The sequence below is a fragment of the Kitasatospora cystarginea genome (genome assembly GCF_039533515.1).
GTDB lineage: Bacteria > Actinomycetota > Actinomycetes > Streptomycetales > Streptomycetaceae > Kitasatospora > Kitasatospora cystarginea.
The window spans coordinates 1-20,443 of the sequence record NZ_BAAATR010000067.1 but is presented as its reverse complement, the minus strand read 5'-3'; the positions used below and the strand labels follow the sequence as shown (position 1 = coordinate 20,443).

Here is a 20,443-nt window from a genome sequence, read left to right as displayed (position 1 = left end):
CCACGCCTCCCCGCACCGAATCGGATGTCCGTCTACATCCAACCGGTTCAGGCATCGCCACCGCCAACCCGGCGAACCTATGCGGTCACGGCACTAGCCTCTCGCGTCGGCCCACGTGGCGTCTGAATATGCGAGGTGAGTGCCGCGGACCTGCTCGCAGCAGCCGCGCTCCGCATCGGGCTGGAGGACGACACCGGTAACCAGCGGATCGGAATGGTACGGGAACACGGGAAGTGGCTCTGTCACGGGCAGCGACCGTATCACCGCTTCTCCGACAGCTCGGCTGGGCCGATCCGCCGGCTCGCCGGCACCGCCGCGCAGCCGCCGAGCACGCCGTGGCGCCAAGGCGTGAGGACCGGCACCCGCTCGGCTGCCACAGGCCCCGGGGGCCGCGGGCGGGCGGGCGCGGTGCGCTCCTGGTCGACGGAGACTGAGTTCCTGCTGGCCGGCGGGAAGCGCAAGGTGCGCCTGGACGGCGTGTGGCAGGCTCCGGAGACCGGGGTGCCGGTGTTGATGGTGGAGGTCGACCGCTTCGGCATGGCCCCGGCCCGGGTGGCCGCGAAGTTCACCTTCTACCGCGAGCTGTTCCGGACCAAGGTCTGCGACAGCGACGCCGACCGCGCACCGTTTTGGACTTGCTGGTCCATTTTCAGCTGCCTAGCGTGCTGACCGTTCCCCCCCGTGACGAACCGGTACAGGAAGGTGTCATCATGCATGCGATCCGCATCGAGGAGCACGGTGGTCCCGAGGCCATGCGCTGGACCGAGTTGCCGGACCCGATCCCACACCCCGGCGAGGCGCTGGTGCGGCTGGGCGCCGCCGGCGTGAACTACATGGACGTCGGAGCCCGCGCTGAGGGCGGCCCGGGTTGGGCGGCTCCCGCGATCCTCGGCGCCGAGGGGATGGGATACGTCACCGCCCTCGGCGAAGGAGTCAACGACCTCGCGGTCGGCGACCGGGTGGCCTGGTTCTACCACCCGGGCAGCTACGCGGAGCTGCTGGCCGTCCCGGCCCACTCGCTGGTCAAGGTTCCCGACGGCATCGGTGACGAGACGGCTGCCGCCGTGATGATGCAGGGCCTGACCGCCAGCCACCTGAGCACCGAGACCTACCCGATCGGCCCGGGCGACGTCGCGGTGGTGCACGCGGCGGCGGGCGGCGTCGGCAGGCTGCTCACGCAGATGATCAGGACGCGCGGCGGCCGGGTGATCGGCCTGGTCTCCCGCGAGGAGAAGGCCCCCGTCGCGAAGGAGGCCGGCGCCGACCACGTGCTGGTCCACTCCGGCGGTGGCTTCGAGGAACGGATCCGGGAGCTGACCGGCGGCCGCGGCGCCGACGTCGTCTACGACGGCGGAGGCACCGGCACGTTCCGCTCCTCGCAGCTGGCCCTGCGCCCGCACGGGGTGCACGCGTACTACGGCCCCTTCATGGGCGTACCGGCGCTACGGCCCACCGACCTGCCCAACAGCATCCTGCTGACCTATCCCGTGGTGCACCACCACGTCGCCACCCGCGAGACCCTGCTGCAGCGGACCGGCGAGGTGTTCGACCTGGTCCTGGACGGGCGAATCACCTCGCACGTCACCGGCCGCTACCCGCTCGCCGAGGCGGCCCGTGCTCACGCCGACATCGAGTCGCGCCGCACCACCGGCAAACTGTTGCTCCTGCCCTGACCCGCCGTCACCTGGTCGGCTCCGCCCGCCGCGCCCGATCCGCTTGAATGGGACCCGACAGCTCGTACCGGGAGGATCCATGCCGCTGACCCGCAAGGGCACTGCGACCAGGCAGCGCATCGTCGAGGGCGCCGCCGACCAGATCCGCGAACAGGGGGTATTCGCGGTGCGGCTGGAGGACGTCATGGCCCGCACCGCGACCAGCAAGAGCCAGCTCTTCCACTACTTTCCCGGCGGGAAGGACGAACTGCTGCTGGCCGTGGTCCGCCATGAGGCGGCCCGGGTGATCGACGATCAGCAGCCGGAGCTCGGCTCCCTCAACTCTTGGGCCGCCTGGGACCAGTGGCGCGACAAGGTCCTCGCCCGCTACCGCACGCAGGGCAGCGACTGTCCCCTCCATGCTGCCTTCAACCAGCTGGGCGGGACCAGCGACGCCACCAGGATCGTGGCGGGCGAACTGCTCCGCCGGTGGCAGAACCAACTTGCCGCGGGAATCCGTCACATGCAGGGCAGCGGCGAGATCGCCCCCGACCTGGACGCCGAGCGAGAGGCCGCATCCCTGTTGGCCGGCATCCAGGGCGGCGTGCTGATCCTCATGACCACGGGCGGCTCCACCCACCTGCAAGCCGCCCTCGACGCGGGCATCGCCCACCTCCGCGCCTCCGCCCGTCGTGACCACTGAGAACTCCGCGACAGGACGAGAACGCGCAACCCTCCCAGGACCGACGGCCGGGCTGCCACGGACGGACCATCCGACACGGCTTCCCCGGCAAAGTGGGTGTGCAGGCAGCGGCAGGACGCGTTCCCCCGCCCGGGTACGCGCGGCCAGCTGGGCGCGGTAGAGGGCCGCGCGCTGGTCGACATCGGGCGGGATCTGCTCGGGGTTCGTGCCGAGGTCGCGCAGGGCGGTGTCCAGGGCCTGCCCGGCGTCGAGGGCGGTGTCGTCGTAGTCGTGCAGGTCGAGGAAGAGCACACCGGTGAACAGGCCCCGCCTGATCGCCTCGTGCGCGACGGCGAGACCGAGTGTGGTCTTGCCCGTGCCGCCCATTCCGAGCACGGACGCCACCACCACCGCCTCCCCAGTCGCCGGGACGCCGTCCCCGGCTGCCGGGTCCAAGCGAGCCAGCAAGTCCTCCAGCTCCTCCTCCCGGCCGGTGAACCCGGCCGGGACGGCCCGCGGAGAGGGGGTAGCCGGATCATCGGCCGCAAAAACAACGGATATGGCGCTCGTCGCTTCTGAGCTGCCGTGATGTGCGACTGCTCACGAAGCGGAACCGTGCGTCGTGTCTTGGGACGAGCCTGGGTCGTTCACCTGTAGGGCGGTAAAGCCGCTGATACGACAGGTCGGACAAGGGGTGGGCGCGGTGGCGACGCGTGTGTTCGGGGATGACGAGCTGGAGCGGCTGCGCGGCTTCCCGGAGATCAACAAGGAAGAGCTGATCCGGTTCTTCACCCTCACGCCGGCGGACGTCGGGTTCATCGACCCGGGCCGTGGCCGCAGTCCCAAGGATCGGCTGGGGCTCGCGGTCCAGCTGCGGACCTTGCCGTGGCTCGGCTTCGTCCCGGATCGGGTCGCGTCCGCGCCCGTGGCGGCGGTGCCCCGGCTCTCCGAGCAGCTGCGGATCCCCATCGGCGAGCTGCGGTTCTACGGTGAGCGGAAGCAGACCCGCACCGAGCATCTGCGGGAGGTGACCCGGTACCTGAGCTGGAAGCCGGCCAAGGCCTCAAGCACCGCGATCTCAATGTGCTGGGCCGCTACAGCTTCACCGCCCCCGCCCCGGCTGGCGGCAGCCTCTGCGGCCCTTGCGCGACCCCGACGTGGCCGGGCTCGGACGACGAGGACGGCGCGGAGGGACTGACGGTGTCAGGAGCCGGCCAGGGCGCCGATCACCGGTCACCTGGGCTAACGCCTGTCCAGCAGTCCGCGTTCGAGGGCCACGACCACCGCGTGCGTGCGGTCTCTGACGTCGAGCTTGGCGAAGACCCGCAGCAGATGGGTCTTCACCGTGGCCTCCGCGATGACCAGCCGTCGGCCGATCTCCACGTTGGACAGGCCGTCGGCGACCGCGCTCAGCACATCCACCTCCCGGGTGGTCAGGGCCACCGGAGCTGGTTGCCGCATGCGGGCAACCAGTCGCTCCGCGACCCTCGGGGCCAGGACGGTCTCGCCGCGGGCCGCGGAGCGGATGGCGTCGACGAGCTGGTCACGCGTGGTGTCCTTGAGTAGGTAGCCGATCGCGCCGGCCTCGACCGCGCGCTCGATCTCCGCGTCGGTGTCGTACGTGGTCAGGATCAGTACCCGGGTTCCCGGGTGGCGGGCGACGATCTCGGCGGTGGCACTCGCCCCGTCGAGGACCGGCATCCGCAGATCGATCAGTGCCACGTCCGGCTTCAGGCGCTCGACGAGTTCGACGGCCGCGCGGCCGTCGCCGCCCTCGCCGACGATGTCGATGGTGGGCTCCGAGGCCAGCAGGGCGACGACCCCGGCGCGCATGACCGTGTGGTCGTCGACCACGATGATGCGGAGCCCGTCCGTCTCTGTCCGAGCTGTCATGTCTTCACACCTGACTGTTCGTAGGAATTACCGCGAGGACGCGGGTGCCGTCGCCGAGGGAGCTGGTGACGGTGAGTTCGCCGCCGAGTTCGGCCAGGCGATTGCGCATGCCGTTGAGTCCGAAGCCGTGTGAGTCCTCGACCACGAAGCCCTGGCCGTCGTCGGTTATCTCCAGTTCGACGCCATCCGGAGACGGCGCTAGGACGATCTCTACCGCGGAGGCGGCCGCGTGCTTGCGGACGTTGGCCAGGGATTCCTGGGTGCAGCGCAGGAGCGCGATCCGGGTCGGCTGGTCGCACTCGACGTCCGGCAGATCTGCGGTGACGGTGAGTCCCGTGTCCTCGGCGAACCGGTCCAGGGTCCGGCGCAAGGTCTTGGCCACCGAGCCGAGGGCGGGACCGCTCCGCAGGGCGGAGCCGACGAGCGCCCGCGCCTCGGCGAGGTTCTCGCGTGCGGTGTTCTCGATCGAGAACAGCTGCCGGGCGCTCCTGCCGGGGTCGGTGTCGAGGCTGGAGCGGGCAGCCTCCGCCAGCACGATGATGGATGCGAAGCCCTGCGCAAGGGTGTCGTGGATCTCCCGCGCGAGCCGCTCGCGCTCCTCCGTGGCGCCCTGGAGTCTGTGCGCCTCGGCCAGGCGGGACTGGGCGTTCTCCAGCTCGGAGCCCAGGCGGCGGGCGCGCTCGTCGCTCTGCTCGACGATCCGGACGACCCCCAGTCCGAGCAGCACGCTCGCGGCATAGCCGATGAGGGTGAAGACGATATTGCCGGTGGAGAAGTCCTCCACGTGCCAGCTCTGATGGCGGATGATGCCGACCGCGGTGGCCGCGGCGGCAGCGCCGCTGAGGGCGATCGAGTACCGCGGGCTCCTGGCGAAGAGCCAGAAGTGGGGGAGCGACACGATGAACAGTGCCGCGCCGTCGCCGCGCAGGAGAGACAGCGCGCCGAAGCCGAGGACGAGCACTCCCAGAAAGGTATGGGGGCGCAGTACGGGATTGCGGGGAAAGGCCACAACGGTCGTGTAGCAGAGGGCGATCACGGCCAGCAGCGCCAACGACCCGTACCTCGTCGTTCCGGTGTGGTGCAGCGCGGAGATCACCGGGGGACACAAACCCAGGAACACCCAGGAGACTGCGTACCACCGGCGCAGGGTTCGGGTGCGGAACCGGTCGTCGGGCTGCGGCCGTTGAATCATGATCGTCAGCCTATGTTCTGCGGCATGCTGGCGGCAGGGACACCGGTCTGCGCCCGTCGCGCCGGGCGCGGCGGCCACCATGCCCGCTCGCCGAGGAGCAGCAGCAGCGACGGCAGGACCATGAGCCGGATGACCACGGCGTCCAGCAGTACGGCCACCGCCAGGCAGAATCCCATTTGCTTCATCTCGGTGAGGTGCAGGGCGACGAAGGCACTGAACACCGTCACCATCACGATCGCCGCGCTGGTCACCACCTTGGCTGACCGGCTGATGCCGTCCACCACCGCTTCGCGGGCCGACATCCCGTTCTGCCTGGCCTCCTGGATCCGGCTGACCACGAACACCTGGTAGTCCATCGACAGGCCGAAGAGGATCACGAAGAGGAACAGCGGTACCCGGGACGCGATTGCGCCGAGGGAGTCGAATGCCAGCAGGTGCTCTGCCCACGTTCCCTGGAAGAACACGACCAGTAGGCCGAGCGAAGCCCCGGCGGACAGCAGATTGAGCACGACGCCGATCAGGCCGATGACCACCGAGCGGAACGCCCACACGCTCATCACGAAGGTCACCAGCAGCAGGAACCCGATGACCAGCGGCAGCTTGCTGTTCTCGTGATCCACGTAGTCGCGGCCTCGGGCCACGTCACCGCTCACCCCCGTCTCCACGCCGGACAGCTTGCCGAGCGTGGCGGGCAGATAGTCCTTACGGATGTGGTCGAGTGACTCGACCGCCTCGGCGGAGGGTGCGGGGAACGGGACGGCCAGTTCCAGCACGCTGATCCGGCCGTCGGCCGATGTACGCACCCTCGGCTCGGTGTCCCTGGCGAACAGCGGGTCGGCCTGCGCCCGCCGGCCGAGGTCCGCCAGAGCCTGCTGCACCTGGGCCGCTTGGTCCGGAGTGGAGCGGGCGACGACCACGTGCTTGACCAGGAGCTCCGGGAAGGCCGCGTTCAGCCGGTCGTAGACCTGCATGGCCGGGATGCCGCGGGAGAAGGTGTCCTTGCCCGGGTCGACGAGCTTCAGGCCGAGCGCGGGCACCGCCAGGGCGAACATGACCAGCACCGACACGCACAGCGTGATGGCGGGACGCTTCCGCGCGGGCCTCAGCAGGGCACCGAACACCCGGCCCGTCTCGGCCTCCGCGCGCTTCGTACGGACCGGCCTGCCGTGGCTCGCCCGGCGGGCGGCCTTGCCGGCCGCACGGCGCTCGGTCCGCCGGCCGATCTTCACCAGGAGTGCGGGAAGTACGGTCAGGGAGCTGACCATGGCGACCGCCACGACCAGGATCGTGCCCGTCGCCAGCGAGGAGAAGATGACGTCCGTGGCCAGATACAGGGTCGCGGTGGAGACGACCACGGCGAGAGCGGAGACCACGATGGCCCGGCCCGCAGTCGCCGCGGCCAGCTCCACCAGGGCCTCGGAGCTGGGCCACCCCCCGGCGCGGGCCCGTTCCTCGCGTTCGCGCTTGAGGTAGAAGAGCGTGTAGTCGACGCCTACCGCCAAGCCGATGAGCAGGATCATGTTGGTCCCGACACCGGGATCGGGCAGGACATGGGACGCGATCATGGACAGCCCCAGGGCGGCGGCGATCGAGGAGAGCGCAAGCAACAGCGGCACACCGGCCATGACCACCGATCCGAAGACGATCAGCAGGGTGATGAGCGTGACCGGCAGGGTGATGCGCTCGGAGAGTGTGAGGTCTTTCCCGCGCTGGTCGTTGACGCCCTTGCTGATGGATGGGGAGCCGGTCTCCTCCACGACCAGGTCCGGGTGGCCGCCCTGCACCTGGGCCGTCCGGGCGAGGACCGGGACGACGTTCTTCTTCCCGTTCAGCTCGGGGCCCTTCAGGACCACCGAGACCCTGAGGACCTTGCCGTCCTTGGATCGGACCGGAGCCGCCACGCTGTCCACCTCGGGCAGTTTCCGCAGCCGCTCGGTGAGGTCCTGCGCTGCCGCGGCGGCGGCGGCGGCCAGGTCCAGCGGCCCGGACCTGGCGTGGATGATGATCTGCTCAGTCGGCCGCTGCTGCAGGCCGCCCGCACTCGCGATGGCCTCGGCCCGCCCCGCCTCACCGACCCGATAATCCTCGGTAGTTGCTTCATGGGAGCCGATTGCGACGCCGACGCCGAAGCACACAATGACGAACGCGAACCAGCCGGCGATCGCGCGCCATGCGTGCCGGGCGCTCCAACGGGCTATCCGTACAGGGAGTTGACTCATACCCGAGATCTTGGTCGGCCGGGGGCCGCGCCCGACACGCCCGGCCGGTTGAACCTTGGGTCCACCGGTCGGTGGACGGCAGGGGTGGGGCTGCCGCTGTCAGGCGGCGACAACGCCATCTGGGATCAACTGCGAATCCGCAAGGACACCTGAGACAACGACAACGTTGAGTGGGACGGGACATCGATGCCGACCTGGAAGGCCTTGTTCATGGCCTTTGACCGTGTGGCGGACGACGGCGAGGAGTCCTCCCGCGCCGCTGCCCCGATGCCGCCTACGCATGGCGAATCCTCACCAGGCTCCGCACCGACCCGGCCGCCTGTTCCCCGACGCTCCGCCCGGTGACCCCGTCCAGGTTCTTCTCTGGTCCACTGGCCGGGGTGAGTTCGCCGACCGCCCTCGCCTCACCTCGTGGGTCTGGAAAGCCGCCATCTCGGACTGAACACAGGCTCTGACCATCGCGGCGGGTGCCCGAATGGCACCCGCCCGAAAGGTGTGTCGGTGCGTCAGGTCAACTGCTCTGCGTGCAGTTCGAGCGAGCAGATGACCCAGTCGACGGCTCGGCCTCCCGACACGGCCGCGATCACGAACGAGGCACAGCCTGACGCCGCCAACCGGAGCAACCGAACGATTACGCCAACCGAAGTCGTGTCGGTACTACCGACCCAGGTGGGGCCAGTCGAACCCGGAACTCCGGCCTCGAGCTGCTGTCCACGGTGAAGTTCATGGTGCAGACCCTCGCCGCGGTGGAGGACGTCGAGCACGTCGAGGATGTGCCCGGTGCCGCGTACGAGGCGGAACATCTCGGAGATGTGCACGGTGTCCCCGGGTCGCGCGTAGTCGAGGAGCGCGCGGAACTTGGGGCGCTGGAGGGGGTGGAGGCGGCTGGAGGTGCCGCAGTCCTCCTCGAAGACGACCGGGTCCTCGATCCCGGCCTCGTCCAGGACGAGGTTCTGCCGGGCGGTCGACTGCTGGTCGGTCGAGACCCGCTTGTAGACAAGGTTCGCCACCGAGGCCCCTTCCGTACGGAGGATCGGACCCTATCTGTCGTCAAACCCTGTCAGCAATCACCATCGGATCTGATTGGATTCGCGCCGCCCCGAACCCCCTGATTGCACGGGATCATTGGACGCGTCGGCCGCCTGTCGTCAAACGATTGTTTGCCGACAGGCAGCAGGCGCGTCCGGGTGTCGTAGTCGGGAAAGACTGCTGTCTGCCATCGGTGAACACCACCCCGAGCGGGCGCAACGGTCATTACCGTCCAGACTCATGACAACGATTACGACGCGCACGGTCGAGTATCCGGCCGACGGTTTGACGATGATCGGGCACCTCGCGCTCCCGGCCGGTGTCGACCGTCGGCCCGCGGTGCTGCTCGGACCAGAGGGCACGGGGCTCAGCGACGTCGAGCGCCGCCGGGCCGATGCTCTCGCGGAGCTGGGATATGTAGCGCTGGCCTTCGACCTTCACGGTGGGCGCTATTTGGGGGACCCCGAGGAGATGCTGGCCCGCTGCATGCCGCTGCTCGCCGACCCCGACCGGATGCGAGGCATCGGCCACGCGGCGCTCGACGTGTTGCGCATCGAACCGCGAACCGACCCCGACCGGATAGCCGCCGTCGGCTACGGCACCGGGGGCGCCATCGCGCTGGAACTCGGGCGCGACGGCGTCAACCTGCGCGCGATCGCGACAGTCAACGGGCTGATCACCGGCCGACCGGGCGAGGCGGCGCGCATCTGCTGCCCGGTGTGGGCCGGGGTCGGGTCGGAAGACCCGATCATGGCGCCCGCCCAACGGGACGCGTTCACCGCAGAGATGCAGGCCGCGGGCGTCGACTGGCGCCTCGTGGTCTACGGAGGAGCCCTGCACGCCTTCCACCATCCACCGGTCGACCACACCGTGCGTCCCGGCGTCGGCTACCACCCACGGCACGCACAGCGAGCCTGGCGTGACGTCGTCGCTCTGCTCGCCGAGTGCCTGCCCGTCACGGATTGATCCGATCGGCTCCCGATGCCCACTCCTACCCGCCGTCGTCGTCTTCGTCCAGCTCTGGGGCATCCGGGTCGCGCAGCGGGCGCAGGGCGCCGGCGGCCGGGGTCGAGGCGGTGAAGCTGTAGCGGCCGAGCAGATTCAGGTTGCGGTGCTTGAACGGGGAGAGCCGGGCGATGTCCTCGTCCCGGATCTCGTGGCCCTCGGCTTTCAGCTGGGCGACGGCGGCATCGATGTAGCGGGTTGTCCAGAGCACGATGGCGTTGAGGACCAGGCCGAGCGCGCCGAGCTGGTCCTCCATGCCGTCGCGGTACGCCTGGTGGATGGGTTCCGCGCTTGCCGTGGCACACGTCCCGCGCCAGCTTGTGGCGGGATTCCTGCACGGTGAGCTGCCGGTTCATCTGTCGGCGGTAGGTGTCGTCCACCGGGTCGATGACCCGCAGCAGGTGCTCGGTCTTGGCGGCCGCCCGTACTCCGCGAATGCCGCCCCGAGCGGGGTCGGGCGGCCGTCGCGGCCGAACATGCGCAGCAGGTCGTAGGCGCGGACCTGGTTGGTGACCAGGGAACCGGCGACCTTCAGCATGTCCGGCCAGTGCGTGATCACCTTGTTCAAGTTCACGCGGTTGCGGCCCAGGTCCTCCACCACGCCGTAGCTGTCGGTCTCGACGTCGGGCATCGTGGCCCGCCAGAACCGCTGGTCGTCCAGATCGCGGAACCGGGGCTGAAGTTGTAGCCGAGGATCTTGAACAGGCCGAACACCATGTCGGAGTACGAGGCGTTGTCGGTCGCCACCATCTCCGGTTTCACGCCGCCGTCCAGGTTCAGCAGGGCGTCCAGGATGTGCAGGGAGTCGCGCGGGGTGCCGGGTACGACCATCTGCCCGATGCCGGCGACCTGGTCGTTGACGGCGTTGAGCCAGGTGATGCCGCGCTTGAACCCGAAGCACTTCGGCGACGGCGCCGCGCTCACGGTGCGCACGGGGACGACGAACCGCAGCCCGTCCACGGAGGCGAGCAGCCCGTCGCCGCAGAACTGCACGATCGGGATCTGGGCCTGGGCGGCGATGAGCCGCGCGTTCGCCGCGGCGATGGTGTCGGCGCGCAGGTAGTAGCGGCACCTTCGACCCCAGCGCGTACCGGGCCAGCGCCGCCATCCGGTTCGGCGGGATCTGCGACAGCTTCAACCGCCCGAGCCGGTAGGTGCCCAGCTCGTCCACCCGCTCCAGCGCGCGGGCGAACGCCGTGCCCGTCGTCCGCGTCGGCGGCCGGCGCAGCCGCTCCAGCTCCGAGAACCGCGAGCCTCCGGCGTCTTCAGCGTCGCCACCAGGTCACCGGGCAGCGCCGGGTCCGCGCGGCGGGCGGCGCCCGCGACGGTGGCGTGCAGCCGCTTCTCCGCGACCTTCCGCGCCTCCGACACCTGCCGGGCCAGCACCGACACCCCGGGCAGCAGAACCCGGCGACGGCGCAGCCAGCCCACCGCGTGGTCGAACAGTGCCTTCGGGCCCTCGGCGTGCGTCCACGCCCGCCCGTGCAGGAACGTTCGGAACCGCCGGCCCCACTCGTCGTCCCCGTAGGGGTGGTAGCCGTAGGCGTCCCGGATCTCCCACGCGTGGTCGTACAGCGTCTGACGCCGCTCCGTGTACCGCTTGACCACCGACGGGTCCCCAATGCCGAGCTGCACGGCCAGGTGCTCGATCACCGGCCACGGCATTGTGAGCGGGTCCTCCAGGAACAGGCCGACGTGCCGCACCGTGCACATCTGGAGCGCGAACCCGAGCCGGTGATGCTCCATCCGCCGCAGGGCGATCAGGTCCCGGTCCACGTCGTCCAGGAAGAAGAACCGCTCCAGCTCGGGCCTCGTCGGCTCCCCGGCGAACGTCCCGTACGCCTCGGCCTGCTCATCACTCAGAAATTCCACCGGCACGAGCCGGACCGTAGCCAGCCCCGGACCAGGGCCGGAGGCGTTTCACCGAACCCCAGCGGTGAAGTGGATCACTGTGCTAGACGGCCATGATCGTTCTCACCGATAGCCGCTGTACCGATGTTCCCCGAGGCCGGAGAGCCCCGTGGGTTCAGGGAAACTGAAGGCTCTTCAGTGGGAACCCGCGGGTCTAATGGTGTGCTCTGCCGGGATCGACCCGTGAGTTCGTGCCGACTCACGGCGAGGCGTCCTGGCTCGTGGGCGTCGTCGCCTCGTGGAGATGTTCCTCAACCGGACCCAGGTGCCCATCGGCCGCGCCCTGCGCCAGGCCTACCGCCAGGGCAAGGTCTCCTGGGTCATCATCCCCGTCTACCTGCCCAGCCCGCTGGTCGGCGACGACACCGCCACCGCCGACCCGGCCGAGGTCCACGTCGCCGGCGAGGCCGTGAAGGCCGAAGCCGAGATCGAAGCCAGTTCCTTCCGAACCATCTGGCGGGTCCTGCGCGCCCTCGCCGCCCACGACGCCCGCGTCGTCGGCCGGATCACCGAACTGCGCGCCCACCGTTCCCAGGGCACCGCGCACACCACCGCGGCCAAGCCGGCCGAGGGCAAGTCCGCCGAGGCCGGGGAGGGCGAGCAGCAGCCGGCCCCGGTGGAGTCACCGATCGAGTGGCTGCGGATCAACGCGAAGCAGCACGCCGCGCGGATCCTCCAGACCGTCAAGCTCCGCGCGTTCAACCCGCGCGCGGTCGAGTGGCAGCGGATGCACGCGGTCGCGGCGGTCTTCCACCTCCAGCACGGCCACCTCGACCCCACCGACAAGACCCGCCACGTGGAGCTGATCTCCTGGCTCACCCGCCAGCGCCACCTGGGCGGCCAGGGCCTACTCGATGCCGCCCGCGTCTCGGAGCTGGACGCGCTCGGCATGATCTGGTCGAAGAGCGCCAACGCCTGGGAGCGCGGGGCCGCCTACGCGCGGGCGTTCCACCACCAGCACGGCCACCTCGCAATCCCCGCCACCGTAAAGCTGGACGACTACGCGGTCGGGGCGTGGATGCGCCGCCAGCGCAAGGCCGAGAACCTCACCAAGGACCAGGTGGCCAAGCTCGACGCGCTGGACGAGCTGTGGCGCCTGGAGCCGGACTGGAACCGCTCCTACCGCCGCCTGCTCGCCTACCTCGCCGTCGGTGGGACCCTGGACGGCCCGGCGAACCGCACCGGCGGCGAGGCGGACCCGGCCTTCCGGCCCGGCGCGTGGCTGCGCAAGCAGGACATGGCCCGCACCGGCGGGAAGCTGACCGACCGGCACGCCGAGACCGTCACCGGCTGATCTGCCCCGCACCCTAGGTCCTCTTTTTCGGATCTTCCTGGGCGCGCGGCCTGGGCACCCGGCAAGATCCGAAAGAGAGGACCCGGGCCTCAGCCGACCCGGTTGAGGACGGACGCCAGCGCGGCGCGCAGCTGTTCGTCCTCGCGGATCATCGCGTAGTTGGACCCGGAGACGACCAGGCGGCGGTCCCCGGTGGCGAGCGCGGCCAGCCGGTCGTGCTGCTCCGGCGTCAGGGCGGCGGCGCCGAGCGCCCGCAGGGCGTCGCAGGCGCCCTTGAGGTTGGCGCGGGTCTCGGCCGAGTGCAGCGCCGCCTCGGCGAGCCGGGTGCGGTCGAGGCCGGCCGGATCGGCGACGGCGAGCAGCCCGAGGACGGCCGAGGGTGCTTGGGCTGGGTCGTCGAGGAGAGCTTGGAGCCGGGCGGTCAGCGGGCGCCCGGCCTTGCCGAGCACGGCGATCTCGCGGGCGGCGCGGGCGGCCGTGCAGTGGAACCACTGCCGGCCCTCGCTTCTGTCGAACACCGAGGCCAGTACCGGGAGGACCTCGGCCGCTTCCCCGGTGATCCTCCAGAGGGCGAGCGCCAAGGCGAGGTCGGTGTCCACCTCCGGCGTGGTGTCGCGGTCGATGGTGCGGCCGAGCGCCGTCCGCAGGGCCGGGGTGAGGCGGGCGGCTGTCGGGCCGAGGGCGGCCAAGGCGCGGGCGCCCTTGACGGCGCCGCGCACACCGGTGGCGAGCGCCGCCTCGGCGGCGGCGAACAGCGGCCCGGTCTCGCCGGTCAGCTCGTGCAGTGCCTGCGCCACGAACAGCTTCCGGGCGCCGGCCCGCAGGGCGGTGGCGGCCTGCTCGCGCTGCTCCGGCCCGATGTCGGCGGCGACGGCGGTGATCGCGGTGGCGGCGTACTGGAACCGGGGCAGGACGGCGCACAGTTCGGGCAGCGCCTCGACGGCCTGTGGGCCCCATTGCCGCAGCAGGTGGACCAGTCCGGCGGTGTCGTTGTGGTCCTCGGTCGTCGAGCAACCGCAGTCCTTGCACCCCTCGGGACGCTCCAGCGCCTTGGCGGCCAGGCGAGCGCGGACCGCGGCGAACAGTTCCGGGTCGAACGGGAAGGGCGCATCGGCCGGGGCGTGGGACCCGGTGGCGCACTGCATGGCGCGCGGGCGCCGGCCGAGGGCCCGGGCCAGCAGCGGGGCGGCGGCCTTCGGCGCCACCAGCACGAGCGCGGCGAGGGCCTGGTCGGCCGCCTCGTCGTCCGGCTGCGCGGCGAGTTCGGCGAGGAGATGCGCGGCCTCGGCGGCGGCCGGGCCGATCTTGCCCAGCAGCTGGGCGGCCGCCCAGTCGGCGGCGAGCGGGACGATCGCGGGGATCAGCCGCTGCGGGGCGCTGCGGGACAGGGTGCAGGCGCGGTCGGCCGCCCACAGGGCCTCGGCCCGCACCTCGGAACGCTCGTCACGCAGGGCAGCGTCGAGCAGCGCGAGGGCACTCTCGCGGTCGGCGTCCGTGTCCCGCCCCAGCAGGATCCCGACGATCGTGCGCAGCGGCTCCCGGTGCTCGTTCGCGTAGCCGGACCTGGCCGTCTCGCGCGCGGGCAACAGGCCGAGGACGGCGTCGCGGTGCCCGGCGAGCCACGGCTCCTCTGCGTCCAACGCGGCGAACACGGCGGCCAGGCGCAGCGGCGCGGGCGTGTCCGGGCCGAGCAGGGCGCGGGCCTCGGCGACGGCGCCCGCGCGGTCCAACCGGCCGTACGCGGTGAGGAGTTCGGCCCGGACGGCTGGCTCGGTCTCGGCGGCCAGGCGGGCCCGGACGGCGGGCAGGGCGGTGCCGGTGTCCCGGGTGTGGCCGACCGTCCAGCCGGCCGCCTGCCGGACGGCGGCGTCCTCATCGGCCAGCAGCGGTATGAGCAGCGGAAGTTGGGCGGTGACGGCGGCCCGGACGGCGCCCGGCTCGACGTCGTACTCGTCCTCGCTCTCGGCGAGGCAGCCGAGCAGGCGGAGCGCGTCGACGGTCTGCCGGCCGGAGGCGGCGATTCGGGCGAGGTACGGGGCGGCGTCGACGCTGGCCGCGTACACGGTGCCCTGGTGCACGATCGAGCCGTACAGCTCGTCCAGCGCCTCCTCGGCGTCCTCACCGCCCTCGGCGAAGGTGCGCAACAACCCGGGCAGGTCCTCGGCGGGGCCGTAGGCGTGGTTGACGGTGGACCAGGGGTGGGCGTCGAGCCCGGGGAGGGCGGTGGGGAGCTCCATGGCCGTGATCTTCGCAGGGACCTCCGACATCCGCTCAGACCAGGTGCCGCAGGTAGGCCTCGGGCCGCTCGAGGAAGCGGCGCCAGTGGTGTTCGAGGTCCTGCCAGCGGGCGGTGCGGACCCGAGCTGCGGGCCACTGCCCGGCTGTGCCCTGTCCGGTCGGACGTCGCTTTTCCCGGCCAATGCGGCGGCGACCGCGGTTCTTGACCCGCTCCCGGCCGGACACCATTGAGCAGCATTTGGTCGCTCGGGTGCGCTGCACGCGATGGCGGGTTCGATGCCGAGGAGCACGGGCTGCTCGGCGACGTGCGCCGCCGGGTCCGCCGGCGGGTGGCCGGGACGAGCCTGCGCGCCATCACCCAGTCCCTCGCCGCCGCCCGGGACCACGAGCGCCCGCTACACCGACACCGGGGACGAGAAGGCCGCCCTCCCGGCCGCCACCGCCCGCGACGAATGGCAGCGCATCCACGGCTTGGAAACGTCCAGCGTGACCTTCTGCCACCGCGGACATCCCGCACCTGCGGGGTCAGGCAAATGCGGGGCCGGTGAGGTCGAGGGTCAGCAGGTTTCGCCAGTCGTTGGTGAAGACAGCGGTCAGGCCTTCGTAGCGCACTCCCACGAACGGGTTGGAGTAGTCCATGACAGCGACCCACCGTAGGGAGCGGTCGGTGTTGAGACGGGCGAGGTAGCCGATGTTGCCCATCTGTCCGCCGCCGCCAGACATCCATCCCGATCCGTCCGGCAGCGGGCTCTCGAAGTAGGTGTCCACCTCGGCGGTGTTGCCGTCCTCCTCGATGGACTGCATCACGTCGAACGGCTCTCCGAGGCGGAAGGGGATCGGCTGCCCGGCATCCGGGTGGTAGGCCCCGGGGCCTTGCACATGCACCTCCAAGCCCGTGTCGTCCGGCCGGTACAGCCCGTCACGGGGCGGCATCTCCCCGGCCGTCCACAGCCGCTCGACCATTCCCACAATCCCACCTCGCCGACCCGGAAGTCCCGTACATGACCGCGAGCCTGTCGAGACCCCTCAACGGCACATCGAACTGCCCACACGGTGTCACTTCCCGACCATCATCGGTTGTTCACCGCGTGTTCCAGACAATAGCCGCTGCCCGGACGCCACCGGCAGGACATCGCCGACCGCGCTGCGGCGAGCACTCGGCGTCCGGGCGCGGCCAGGGCGTGACGTCCAGCGCGATGGACAGCTGCCGGTCCGTCCTGCGCGGCAGATCAAGGCCGGCCAGCGCCACGCGGAGGCGGGACACGGCGATGCGCCCCTGGGCGAGCACGTCGTACATCGCCCCGTGCCCGCGCCGGCGCACCGGCTCCAGTGACAGCTCCGGCAGCGAGATGACCGGCCCGTCGGCGCACAGGACCGCGTCCATCAGCTCGAACAGGGCATCCGCCGCAGGGGCAGGCACTCGTAGAACTCGCGGCGAAACCGGGACAACCCGGCCAGAGCCCCGACGCGCGCGGCGTCATCTTGCAGACTGTCCATCACGGCCTTTGGGTGGATCCGTTGTCGACTTCAGCGAGAAGACACGATCACGCAAAGGCCGCCCGGCTGTCAGGCGACGACAAACCCCACCAAGACATGATCTTGGTGGGGTTAATAGTCAAGCTAAGCAGCAGCCCCACCCAACGACAAAACCACGCCTGCCCGGCTACGAACATCGCCGAGACCACCATCAGCCGACTGGCTTTGTACGCGATGTACGACGTCGTTTCGACGCGAGACTGGGAGTCGCACGCTCGCACGAATAGGTGATGTTCACGAGAACGGGAGTCAGCTGCCGCTGGCCTTTCCTCGGGCGTATCCGTCACTTCCCGGTCCGGTTGGTGAGGGACTGTTGAGAGGCGGTCGGTGGTGCGAACAGTGCCTGGACGGTTTCGGTGGCCAGGTCTCGCAGCCAGGCGTGGGCGCGGTCGTCGTCGTAGCGCTGGTGCCACAGCAGGTACAGGGGGACGTCGGGCAGCGGGAGCGGCGGTGGCAGTGTGACCAGGCCGAGTCGTTCCCGGGCTGCGCGGGTGACCGCGTCGGGGAGGGTGACGACCAGGTCGGTGTCGAGGGCGAGCTGCAGGGCGAAGGCGGCCGTGGGTCCGGCGACGACGACGCGTCGTTGGAGGCCACGGGCGGTCAGGGCGTCGTCGATCGGGTCGCGCAGGCTTCCGCGTCGCGAAATGGTGAGGTGTTCGGCGGCCGCGTAGCGCTCGATGCTCAGCGGGCCTTCGGTGAGGGGGTGGCCCGGTCGGACGGCGACGACCAGCCGGTCGCTGCCGACGAGGCGGTGACGGATGTCGGGGAGGGCCGGAGCGCTGGAACTCGATTCGAGGTCGACCTCACCCCGGCGCAGCTCGGCGTCGTCCGCCCCGGGTTCGGCGGACAGGCGCAGCCGGACGCCGGGGGCCTGGTGGTGGACGGCCGTGGTCAGGGCGGTGCCGCAGGCGGCGGTCAGGGCGTCGTGCCAGCGCACGGTGAACACCCGATCCAGGGCTGCCAGGTCGAGTTCCTGCTGCGCGGACAGAAGGTGGTGGGCCTGCTGGACGAGGGCGTGGACCCGAGCGCGCATGGCCAGCGCGCGGGTGGTGGGAACCATGCTGCGGCCGGTGCGGACCAGGATCTGGTCACCGGTGGCCTTGCGGATGCGGCCCAGGGAGCGGCTCATCGCCGGTGCGGTGACGTGGAGACGCGCTGCGGCGCCGGCAACGCTGCCCTCTTCCAACAGTGCGTCCAGCGCCGTGAGCAGGTTCAGATCCAGTTGCATGGCAGTAACTCTACAAGTGCGTAGCATGCACTTGTTGTTAATGATCGGGGAGCCTACCTTCGAAGTGCAGGCGAGAGACAAAGCCGCCCGCACACATCGAACCCAGGGAGCCCGTTATGAGCACAGCCATGCCCTTCGCCGCCGACACGACGCTCCTGTCCGAAGTGACCGCCGCGGTGAAGACCGCCGGCCTCACCCTGCGCGACCGCCACACCTCGCACGCCCGGGGCGTGAGTCTGGACGAGGTCGTCGCCGAGATCCACGCCAACGACGACGCGGTGCTGGACGTGCTGCGGGAGCCGCTGCTGCGGGCCCGGCCCGGATCGCAGTGGGCCGAGGACGAGCTGGCTGGCGGCGCGCTGCCGCTCGGGGAGTGGTGGGTCGTCGACCCCGCCGAGGGCAACATCAACCACGTCCACGGCATGGACGACTGGGCCGTGACCGCCACCCTGGTCCGCGACAACCGGTCGGTGGTCACGGTCGTCCACCTGCCGCTGGCCGGCGACACCTACACCGCTGTCGCCGGCGGCGGTGCCCGGCTCAACGACCGGCCCCTGAAGGTTTCCGCGAAGACCGATCTGGGCGCCGCGCTCATCGGCACCGGCCAGGCCAGGCCCGGCGAGGACGAGCGCACCTTCCGGCGGATCGGCGACTCGGTCACCGCCATGCTCGTCAACGGCCTGGTCGTGCGCGTGTCCGTTCCCGCCACGATGCAGCTCATCCACGTCGCGGCAGGCCGCATGGACGCCTTCTGGCAGTTCTCCGACGTCCGCTCCGGTCTGGTCGCCGGTGCGCTGCTGGTCTCCGAGGCCGGAGGCACCGTCACCGACCTGGCGGGCGAGCCCTGGAACACGGGCAGCCGCGACTTCCTGGCCGCCGCCCCTGGCATCCACACCGCCGCCCTCAAGGTCCTCTCCCCGATCGCCTGACCGGACACCTCTGCTCCACCCACCTCACACCGCAAGGAGCATCACCTCATGACCCACATCGGCATCCTGGGCGCCGGCCGCGTCGGCGCCAACCTCGCCGGCAAGCTCTCCGCGGCCGGACACCGTGTCACCCTCGGCGTCCGGAACCCGGAAGACACCGCAGCCCTTGCCGCCGGCATCGCCCCACAGATCGCCTTCGCCGACCAGCCCACCACCGCCCGCACCACGGACATCGTGATCAACGCGACCCCCGGCGACACCTCCCTGGACCGCCTGGCAGTCCTGCGAACCGAGCTCTCCGGAAAACTCCTCGTCGATGTCTCCAATGCCACCCGCGACGCCGATGACAGCCTGCCCGGCGCCCTGTGCTACCCCGGCAGCAGCCTCGCCGAGCAACTCCAGGCCGCCCTCCCCGACACCCACGTGGTCAAGACGCTCAACACCATGCTGTTCATGGTCATGACCGCCCCCGAAACCCTGGCCACCCCACCGACCGCCTATCTCTCGGGCGACGACCAGGATGCGAAGAAGACCGTCACCGGCCTGCTCGGCGACCTGGGCTGGCAGCCCGCATGGATCGAGGACCTCGGCGGCATCACCACGGCCCGCGCCACCGAGGCCATGATCCTCGTCGTGCCCCACATCCTGCGCCGACACGGCTTCAAGCCCTTCGCCGTCTCCCTCGCCCGCTGACCCATCAAGACCGCATTCGGGCGAAAGTCAGTAGCGGGCTCGTGCGAGGCAGCTGGGCGCCGGCACGGACAACGCCCGCTGAGCTGCAAGTGACGCCCGAACTGATCGACATTGATCATGCCTACTCCCCGCCAGGCGACTCCCGAAGTCGTCGACAAACGACTCCCATCCCGTGTACAGAGCCATCGTGGCTGAAGATCAACGCCCAGCACCATGCGGCGCAGATCCTCCAGACCGTGAAGCTGCGGGCGTTCAACCCGCGCGCGGTCGAGTGGCAGCGGATGCACGTCGTCGCGGCGGTCTTCCACCTCCAGCACGGCCACCTCGACCCCACCGACCGCGAGAAGCACGCCGAGCTGGTCTCCTGGCTCACCCGCCAGCGCTACCTGGGCGGCCAGGGCCTGCTCGACCTCGCCCGCGTCAGCGAACTGGACGCGCTCGGCATGATCTGGTCGAAGAACGCAGGCGCCTGGGAACGCGGCCACGCCTACGCCGCCGCGTTCCACGACCAGCACGGCCACCTCGCGATCCCGGCGACCGCGAAGCTCGACGACTACGCGGTGGGCGCGTGGATGCGCCGCCAGCGCGAGGCCGACAACCTCACCAAGGACCAGGCCGCGAAGCTGGACTCGCTGGACGAGCTGTGGCGCCTGGAGCCGGACTGGAACCGCTCCTACCGCCGCCTGCTCGCCGCCGGCGGAACCCTCACCGGACCGGCGAACCGCACCGGCGGCGAAGCCGACCCGGCCTTCCGACCCGGCACCTGGCTGCGCAAGCAGGACAAGGCCCGCACCGACGGGAAGCTGACCGACCAGCAGACCGCGCTCCTGGACGCCCTCCACGGACTGTGAGTGTGCGTGGTGGTGTCAGCGGGATGGGCGGCAGCGGGCTGATTGATGGCAGGGGATCGCTGAGCTCGGCTTCTGTCTGATGGTGTCGTGG

General features: G+C 70.8%; 17 protein-coding genes and 3 pseudogenes. 9 read left to right on the top strand and 11 right to left on the bottom strand.

Annotated elements, in window-relative coordinates:
• Positions 1–135: 135 nt before the first annotated feature.
• The 4 genes and pseudogenes from ABD369_RS37860 to ABD369_RS41425 form a co-directional block, all read left to right on the top strand.
• Positions 136–669 carry a hypothetical protein gene (locus ABD369_RS37860; protein WP_344641190.1) on the top strand — a complete coding sequence of 178 codons (534 nt, stop codon included), beginning with the start codon at positions 136–138 and terminating at the stop codon, positions 667–669.
• 41 nt (positions 670–710) lie between these two features.
• On the top strand, positions 711–1,673 hold the full coding sequence (locus tag ABD369_RS37855; protein ID WP_344641189.1) for a quinone oxidoreductase family protein: 963 nt from the start codon (positions 711–713) through the stop codon (positions 1,671–1,673).
• A 79-nt stretch (positions 1,674–1,752) separates the two neighbouring features.
• Positions 1,753–2,355 (top strand): TetR/AcrR family transcriptional regulator, encoded by a 603-nt coding sequence (locus ABD369_RS37850; protein ID WP_344641188.1) that lies wholly within the window; start codon positions 1,753–1,755, stop codon positions 2,353–2,355.
• 601 nt (positions 2,356–2,956) lie between these two features.
• A pseudogene (locus ABD369_RS41425) lies at positions 2,957–3,349 on the top strand (DUF4158 domain-containing protein); the annotation flags it as partial.
• Positions 3,350–3,576: 227 nt separating this feature from the next.
• On the opposite strand, the gene ABD369_RS37840 reads toward ABD369_RS41425, so the two are convergent.
• The 4 genes and pseudogenes from ABD369_RS37840 to ABD369_RS37825 form a co-directional block, all read right to left on the bottom strand.
• Positions 3,577–4,227, bottom strand: coding sequence for a response regulator (locus ABD369_RS37840; RefSeq protein WP_344641186.1), 651 nt, complete (start codon positions 4,225–4,227; stop codon positions 3,577–3,579).
• A gap of 4 nt (positions 4,228–4,231) precedes the next feature.
• Positions 4,232–5,419, bottom strand: a complete 1,188-nt coding sequence (locus tag ABD369_RS37835; RefSeq protein WP_344641185.1) for a sensor histidine kinase — start codon at positions 5,417–5,419, stop codon at positions 4,232–4,234.
• Positions 5,420–5,424: 5 nt separating this feature from the next.
• Entirely contained in the window at positions 5,425–7,638 is a 2,214-nt protein-coding gene (locus tag ABD369_RS37830) for an MMPL family transporter (protein WP_344641184.1), read from the bottom strand.
• 710 nt (positions 7,639–8,348) lie between these two features.
• A pseudogene (locus ABD369_RS37825) lies at positions 8,349–8,648 on the bottom strand (recombinase family protein); the annotation flags it as partial.
• A 259-nt stretch (positions 8,649–8,907) separates the two neighbouring features.
• Between ABD369_RS37825 and ABD369_RS37820 the strand changes: the two are divergent.
• Positions 8,908–9,633 carry a dienelactone hydrolase family protein gene (locus ABD369_RS37820; protein WP_344641183.1) on the top strand — a complete coding sequence of 242 codons (726 nt, stop codon included), beginning with the start codon at positions 8,908–8,910 and terminating at the stop codon, positions 9,631–9,633.
• Positions 9,634–9,658: 25 nt separating this feature from the next.
• On the opposite strand, the gene ABD369_RS41420 is transcribed toward ABD369_RS37820, so the two are convergent.
• The 3 genes and pseudogenes from ABD369_RS41420 to ABD369_RS41410 all read right to left on the bottom strand — a co-directional run bounded on the left by ABD369_RS41420 (position 9,659) and on the right by ABD369_RS41410 (position 11,544).
• Positions 9,659–9,928, bottom strand: coding sequence for a Tn3 family transposase (locus ABD369_RS41420; RefSeq protein WP_425557869.1), 270 nt, complete (start codon positions 9,926–9,928; stop codon positions 9,659–9,661).
• A gap of 106 nt (positions 9,929–10,034) precedes the next feature.
• Positions 10,035–10,692 (bottom strand): annotated as a pseudogene (locus ABD369_RS41415) (Tn3 family transposase); the annotation flags it as partial.
• 114 nt (positions 10,693–10,806) lie between these two features.
• Positions 10,807–11,544, bottom strand: a complete 738-nt coding sequence (locus ABD369_RS41410) for a DUF4158 domain-containing protein (protein ID WP_425557868.1) — start codon at positions 11,542–11,544, stop codon at positions 10,807–10,809.
• 283 nt (positions 11,545–11,827) lie between these two features.
• Between ABD369_RS41410 and ABD369_RS37810 the strand changes: the two genes are divergently transcribed.
• The gene (locus tag ABD369_RS37810) at positions 11,828–12,877 is read left to right on the top strand and encodes a helicase associated domain-containing protein (protein WP_344641182.1); all 1,050 of its coding nucleotides are present in this window, start codon (positions 11,828–11,830) and stop codon (positions 12,875–12,877) included.
• 89 nt (positions 12,878–12,966) lie between these two features.
• Here ABD369_RS37810 and ABD369_RS37805 read toward each other — a convergent pair whose 3' ends face one another.
• The 4 genes from ABD369_RS37805 to ABD369_RS37790 form a co-directional block, all read right to left on the bottom strand.
• Positions 12,967–15,114: a HEAT repeat domain-containing protein gene (locus ABD369_RS37805; protein ID WP_344641181.1), complete on the bottom strand. Its 2,148-nt coding sequence runs from the start codon at positions 15,112–15,114 to the stop codon at positions 12,967–12,969.
• 526 nt (positions 15,115–15,640) lie between these two features.
• Entirely contained in the window at positions 15,641–16,078 is a 438-nt protein-coding gene (locus ABD369_RS37800; protein ID WP_344641191.1) for a hypothetical protein, read from the bottom strand.
• A 118-nt stretch (positions 16,079–16,196) separates the two neighbouring features.
• On the bottom strand, positions 16,197–16,535 hold the full coding sequence (locus ABD369_RS37795) for a transposase (RefSeq protein WP_425557867.1): 339 nt from the start codon (positions 16,533–16,535) through the stop codon (positions 16,197–16,199).
• Positions 16,536–16,934: 399 nt separating this feature from the next.
• Positions 16,935–17,879 (bottom strand): LysR family transcriptional regulator, encoded by a 945-nt coding sequence (locus ABD369_RS37790; RefSeq protein ID WP_344641180.1) that lies wholly within the window; start codon positions 17,877–17,879, stop codon positions 16,935–16,937.
• A 116-nt stretch (positions 17,880–17,995) separates the two neighbouring features.
• Between ABD369_RS37790 and ABD369_RS37785 the strand changes: the two genes are divergently transcribed.
• The 3 genes from ABD369_RS37785 (at position 17,996) to ABD369_RS37775 (ending at position 20,352) form a co-directional block, all read left to right on the top strand.
• On the top strand, positions 17,996–18,808 hold the full coding sequence (locus ABD369_RS37785) for an inositol monophosphatase family protein (protein WP_344641179.1): 813 nt from the start codon (positions 17,996–17,998) through the stop codon (positions 18,806–18,808).
• Positions 18,809–18,856: 48 nt separating this feature from the next.
• The gene (locus ABD369_RS37780) at positions 18,857–19,501 is read left to right on the top strand and encodes an NADPH-dependent F420 reductase (RefSeq protein WP_344641178.1); all 645 of its coding nucleotides are present in this window, start codon (positions 18,857–18,859) and stop codon (positions 19,499–19,501) included.
• Positions 19,502–19,737: 236 nt separating this feature from the next.
• Positions 19,738–20,352 (top strand): helicase associated domain-containing protein, encoded by a 615-nt coding sequence (locus ABD369_RS37775; protein WP_344641177.1) that lies wholly within the window; start codon positions 19,738–19,740, stop codon positions 20,350–20,352.
• Positions 20,353–20,443 lie beyond the last annotated feature (91 nt).

Bases quoted from the DNA above. Each gene is read 5' to 3' on its own strand.
- ABD369_RS37840 (WP_344641186.1), bottom strand. From the start codon at position 4,227: ATGACAGCTCGGACAGAGACGGACGGGCTCCGCATCATCGTGGTCGAC.
- ABD369_RS37835 (WP_344641185.1), bottom strand. From the start codon at position 5,419: ATGATTCAACGGCCGCAGCCCGACGACCGGTTCCGCACCCGAACCCTG.
- ABD369_RS37780 (WP_344641178.1), top strand. From the start codon at position 18,857: ATGACCCACATCGGCATCCTGGGCGCCGGCCGCGTCGGCGCCAACCTC.
- ABD369_RS37810 (WP_344641182.1), top strand. From the start codon at position 11,828: ATGTTCCTCAACCGGACCCAGGTGCCCATCGGCCGCGCCCTGCGCCAG.
- ABD369_RS37785 (WP_344641179.1), top strand. From the start codon at position 17,996: ATGAGCACAGCCATGCCCTTCGCCGCCGACACGACGCTCCTGTCCGAA.
- ABD369_RS37820 (WP_344641183.1), top strand. From the start codon at position 8,908: ATGACAACGATTACGACGCGCACGGTCGAGTATCCGGCCGACGGTTTG.
- ABD369_RS37855 (WP_344641189.1), top strand. From the start codon at position 711: ATGCATGCGATCCGCATCGAGGAGCACGGTGGTCCCGAGGCCATGCGC.
- ABD369_RS41420 (WP_425557869.1), bottom strand. From the start codon at position 9,928: ATGGAGGACCAGCTCGGCGCGCTCGGCCTGGTCCTCAACGCCATCGTG.
- ABD369_RS37850 (WP_344641188.1), top strand. From the start codon at position 1,753: ATGCCGCTGACCCGCAAGGGCACTGCGACCAGGCAGCGCATCGTCGAG.
- ABD369_RS37800 (WP_344641191.1), bottom strand. From the start codon at position 16,078: ATGGTCGAGCGGCTGTGGACGGCCGGGGAGATGCCGCCCCGTGACGGG.
- ABD369_RS37830 (WP_344641184.1), bottom strand. From the start codon at position 7,638: ATGAGTCAACTCCCTGTACGGATAGCCCGTTGGAGCGCCCGGCACGCA.
- ABD369_RS37790 (WP_344641180.1), bottom strand. From the start codon at position 17,879: ATGCAACTGGATCTGAACCTGCTCACGGCGCTGGACGCACTGTTGGAA.
- ABD369_RS37805 (WP_344641181.1), bottom strand. From the start codon at position 15,114: ATGGAGCTCCCCACCGCCCTCCCCGGGCTCGACGCCCACCCCTGGTCC.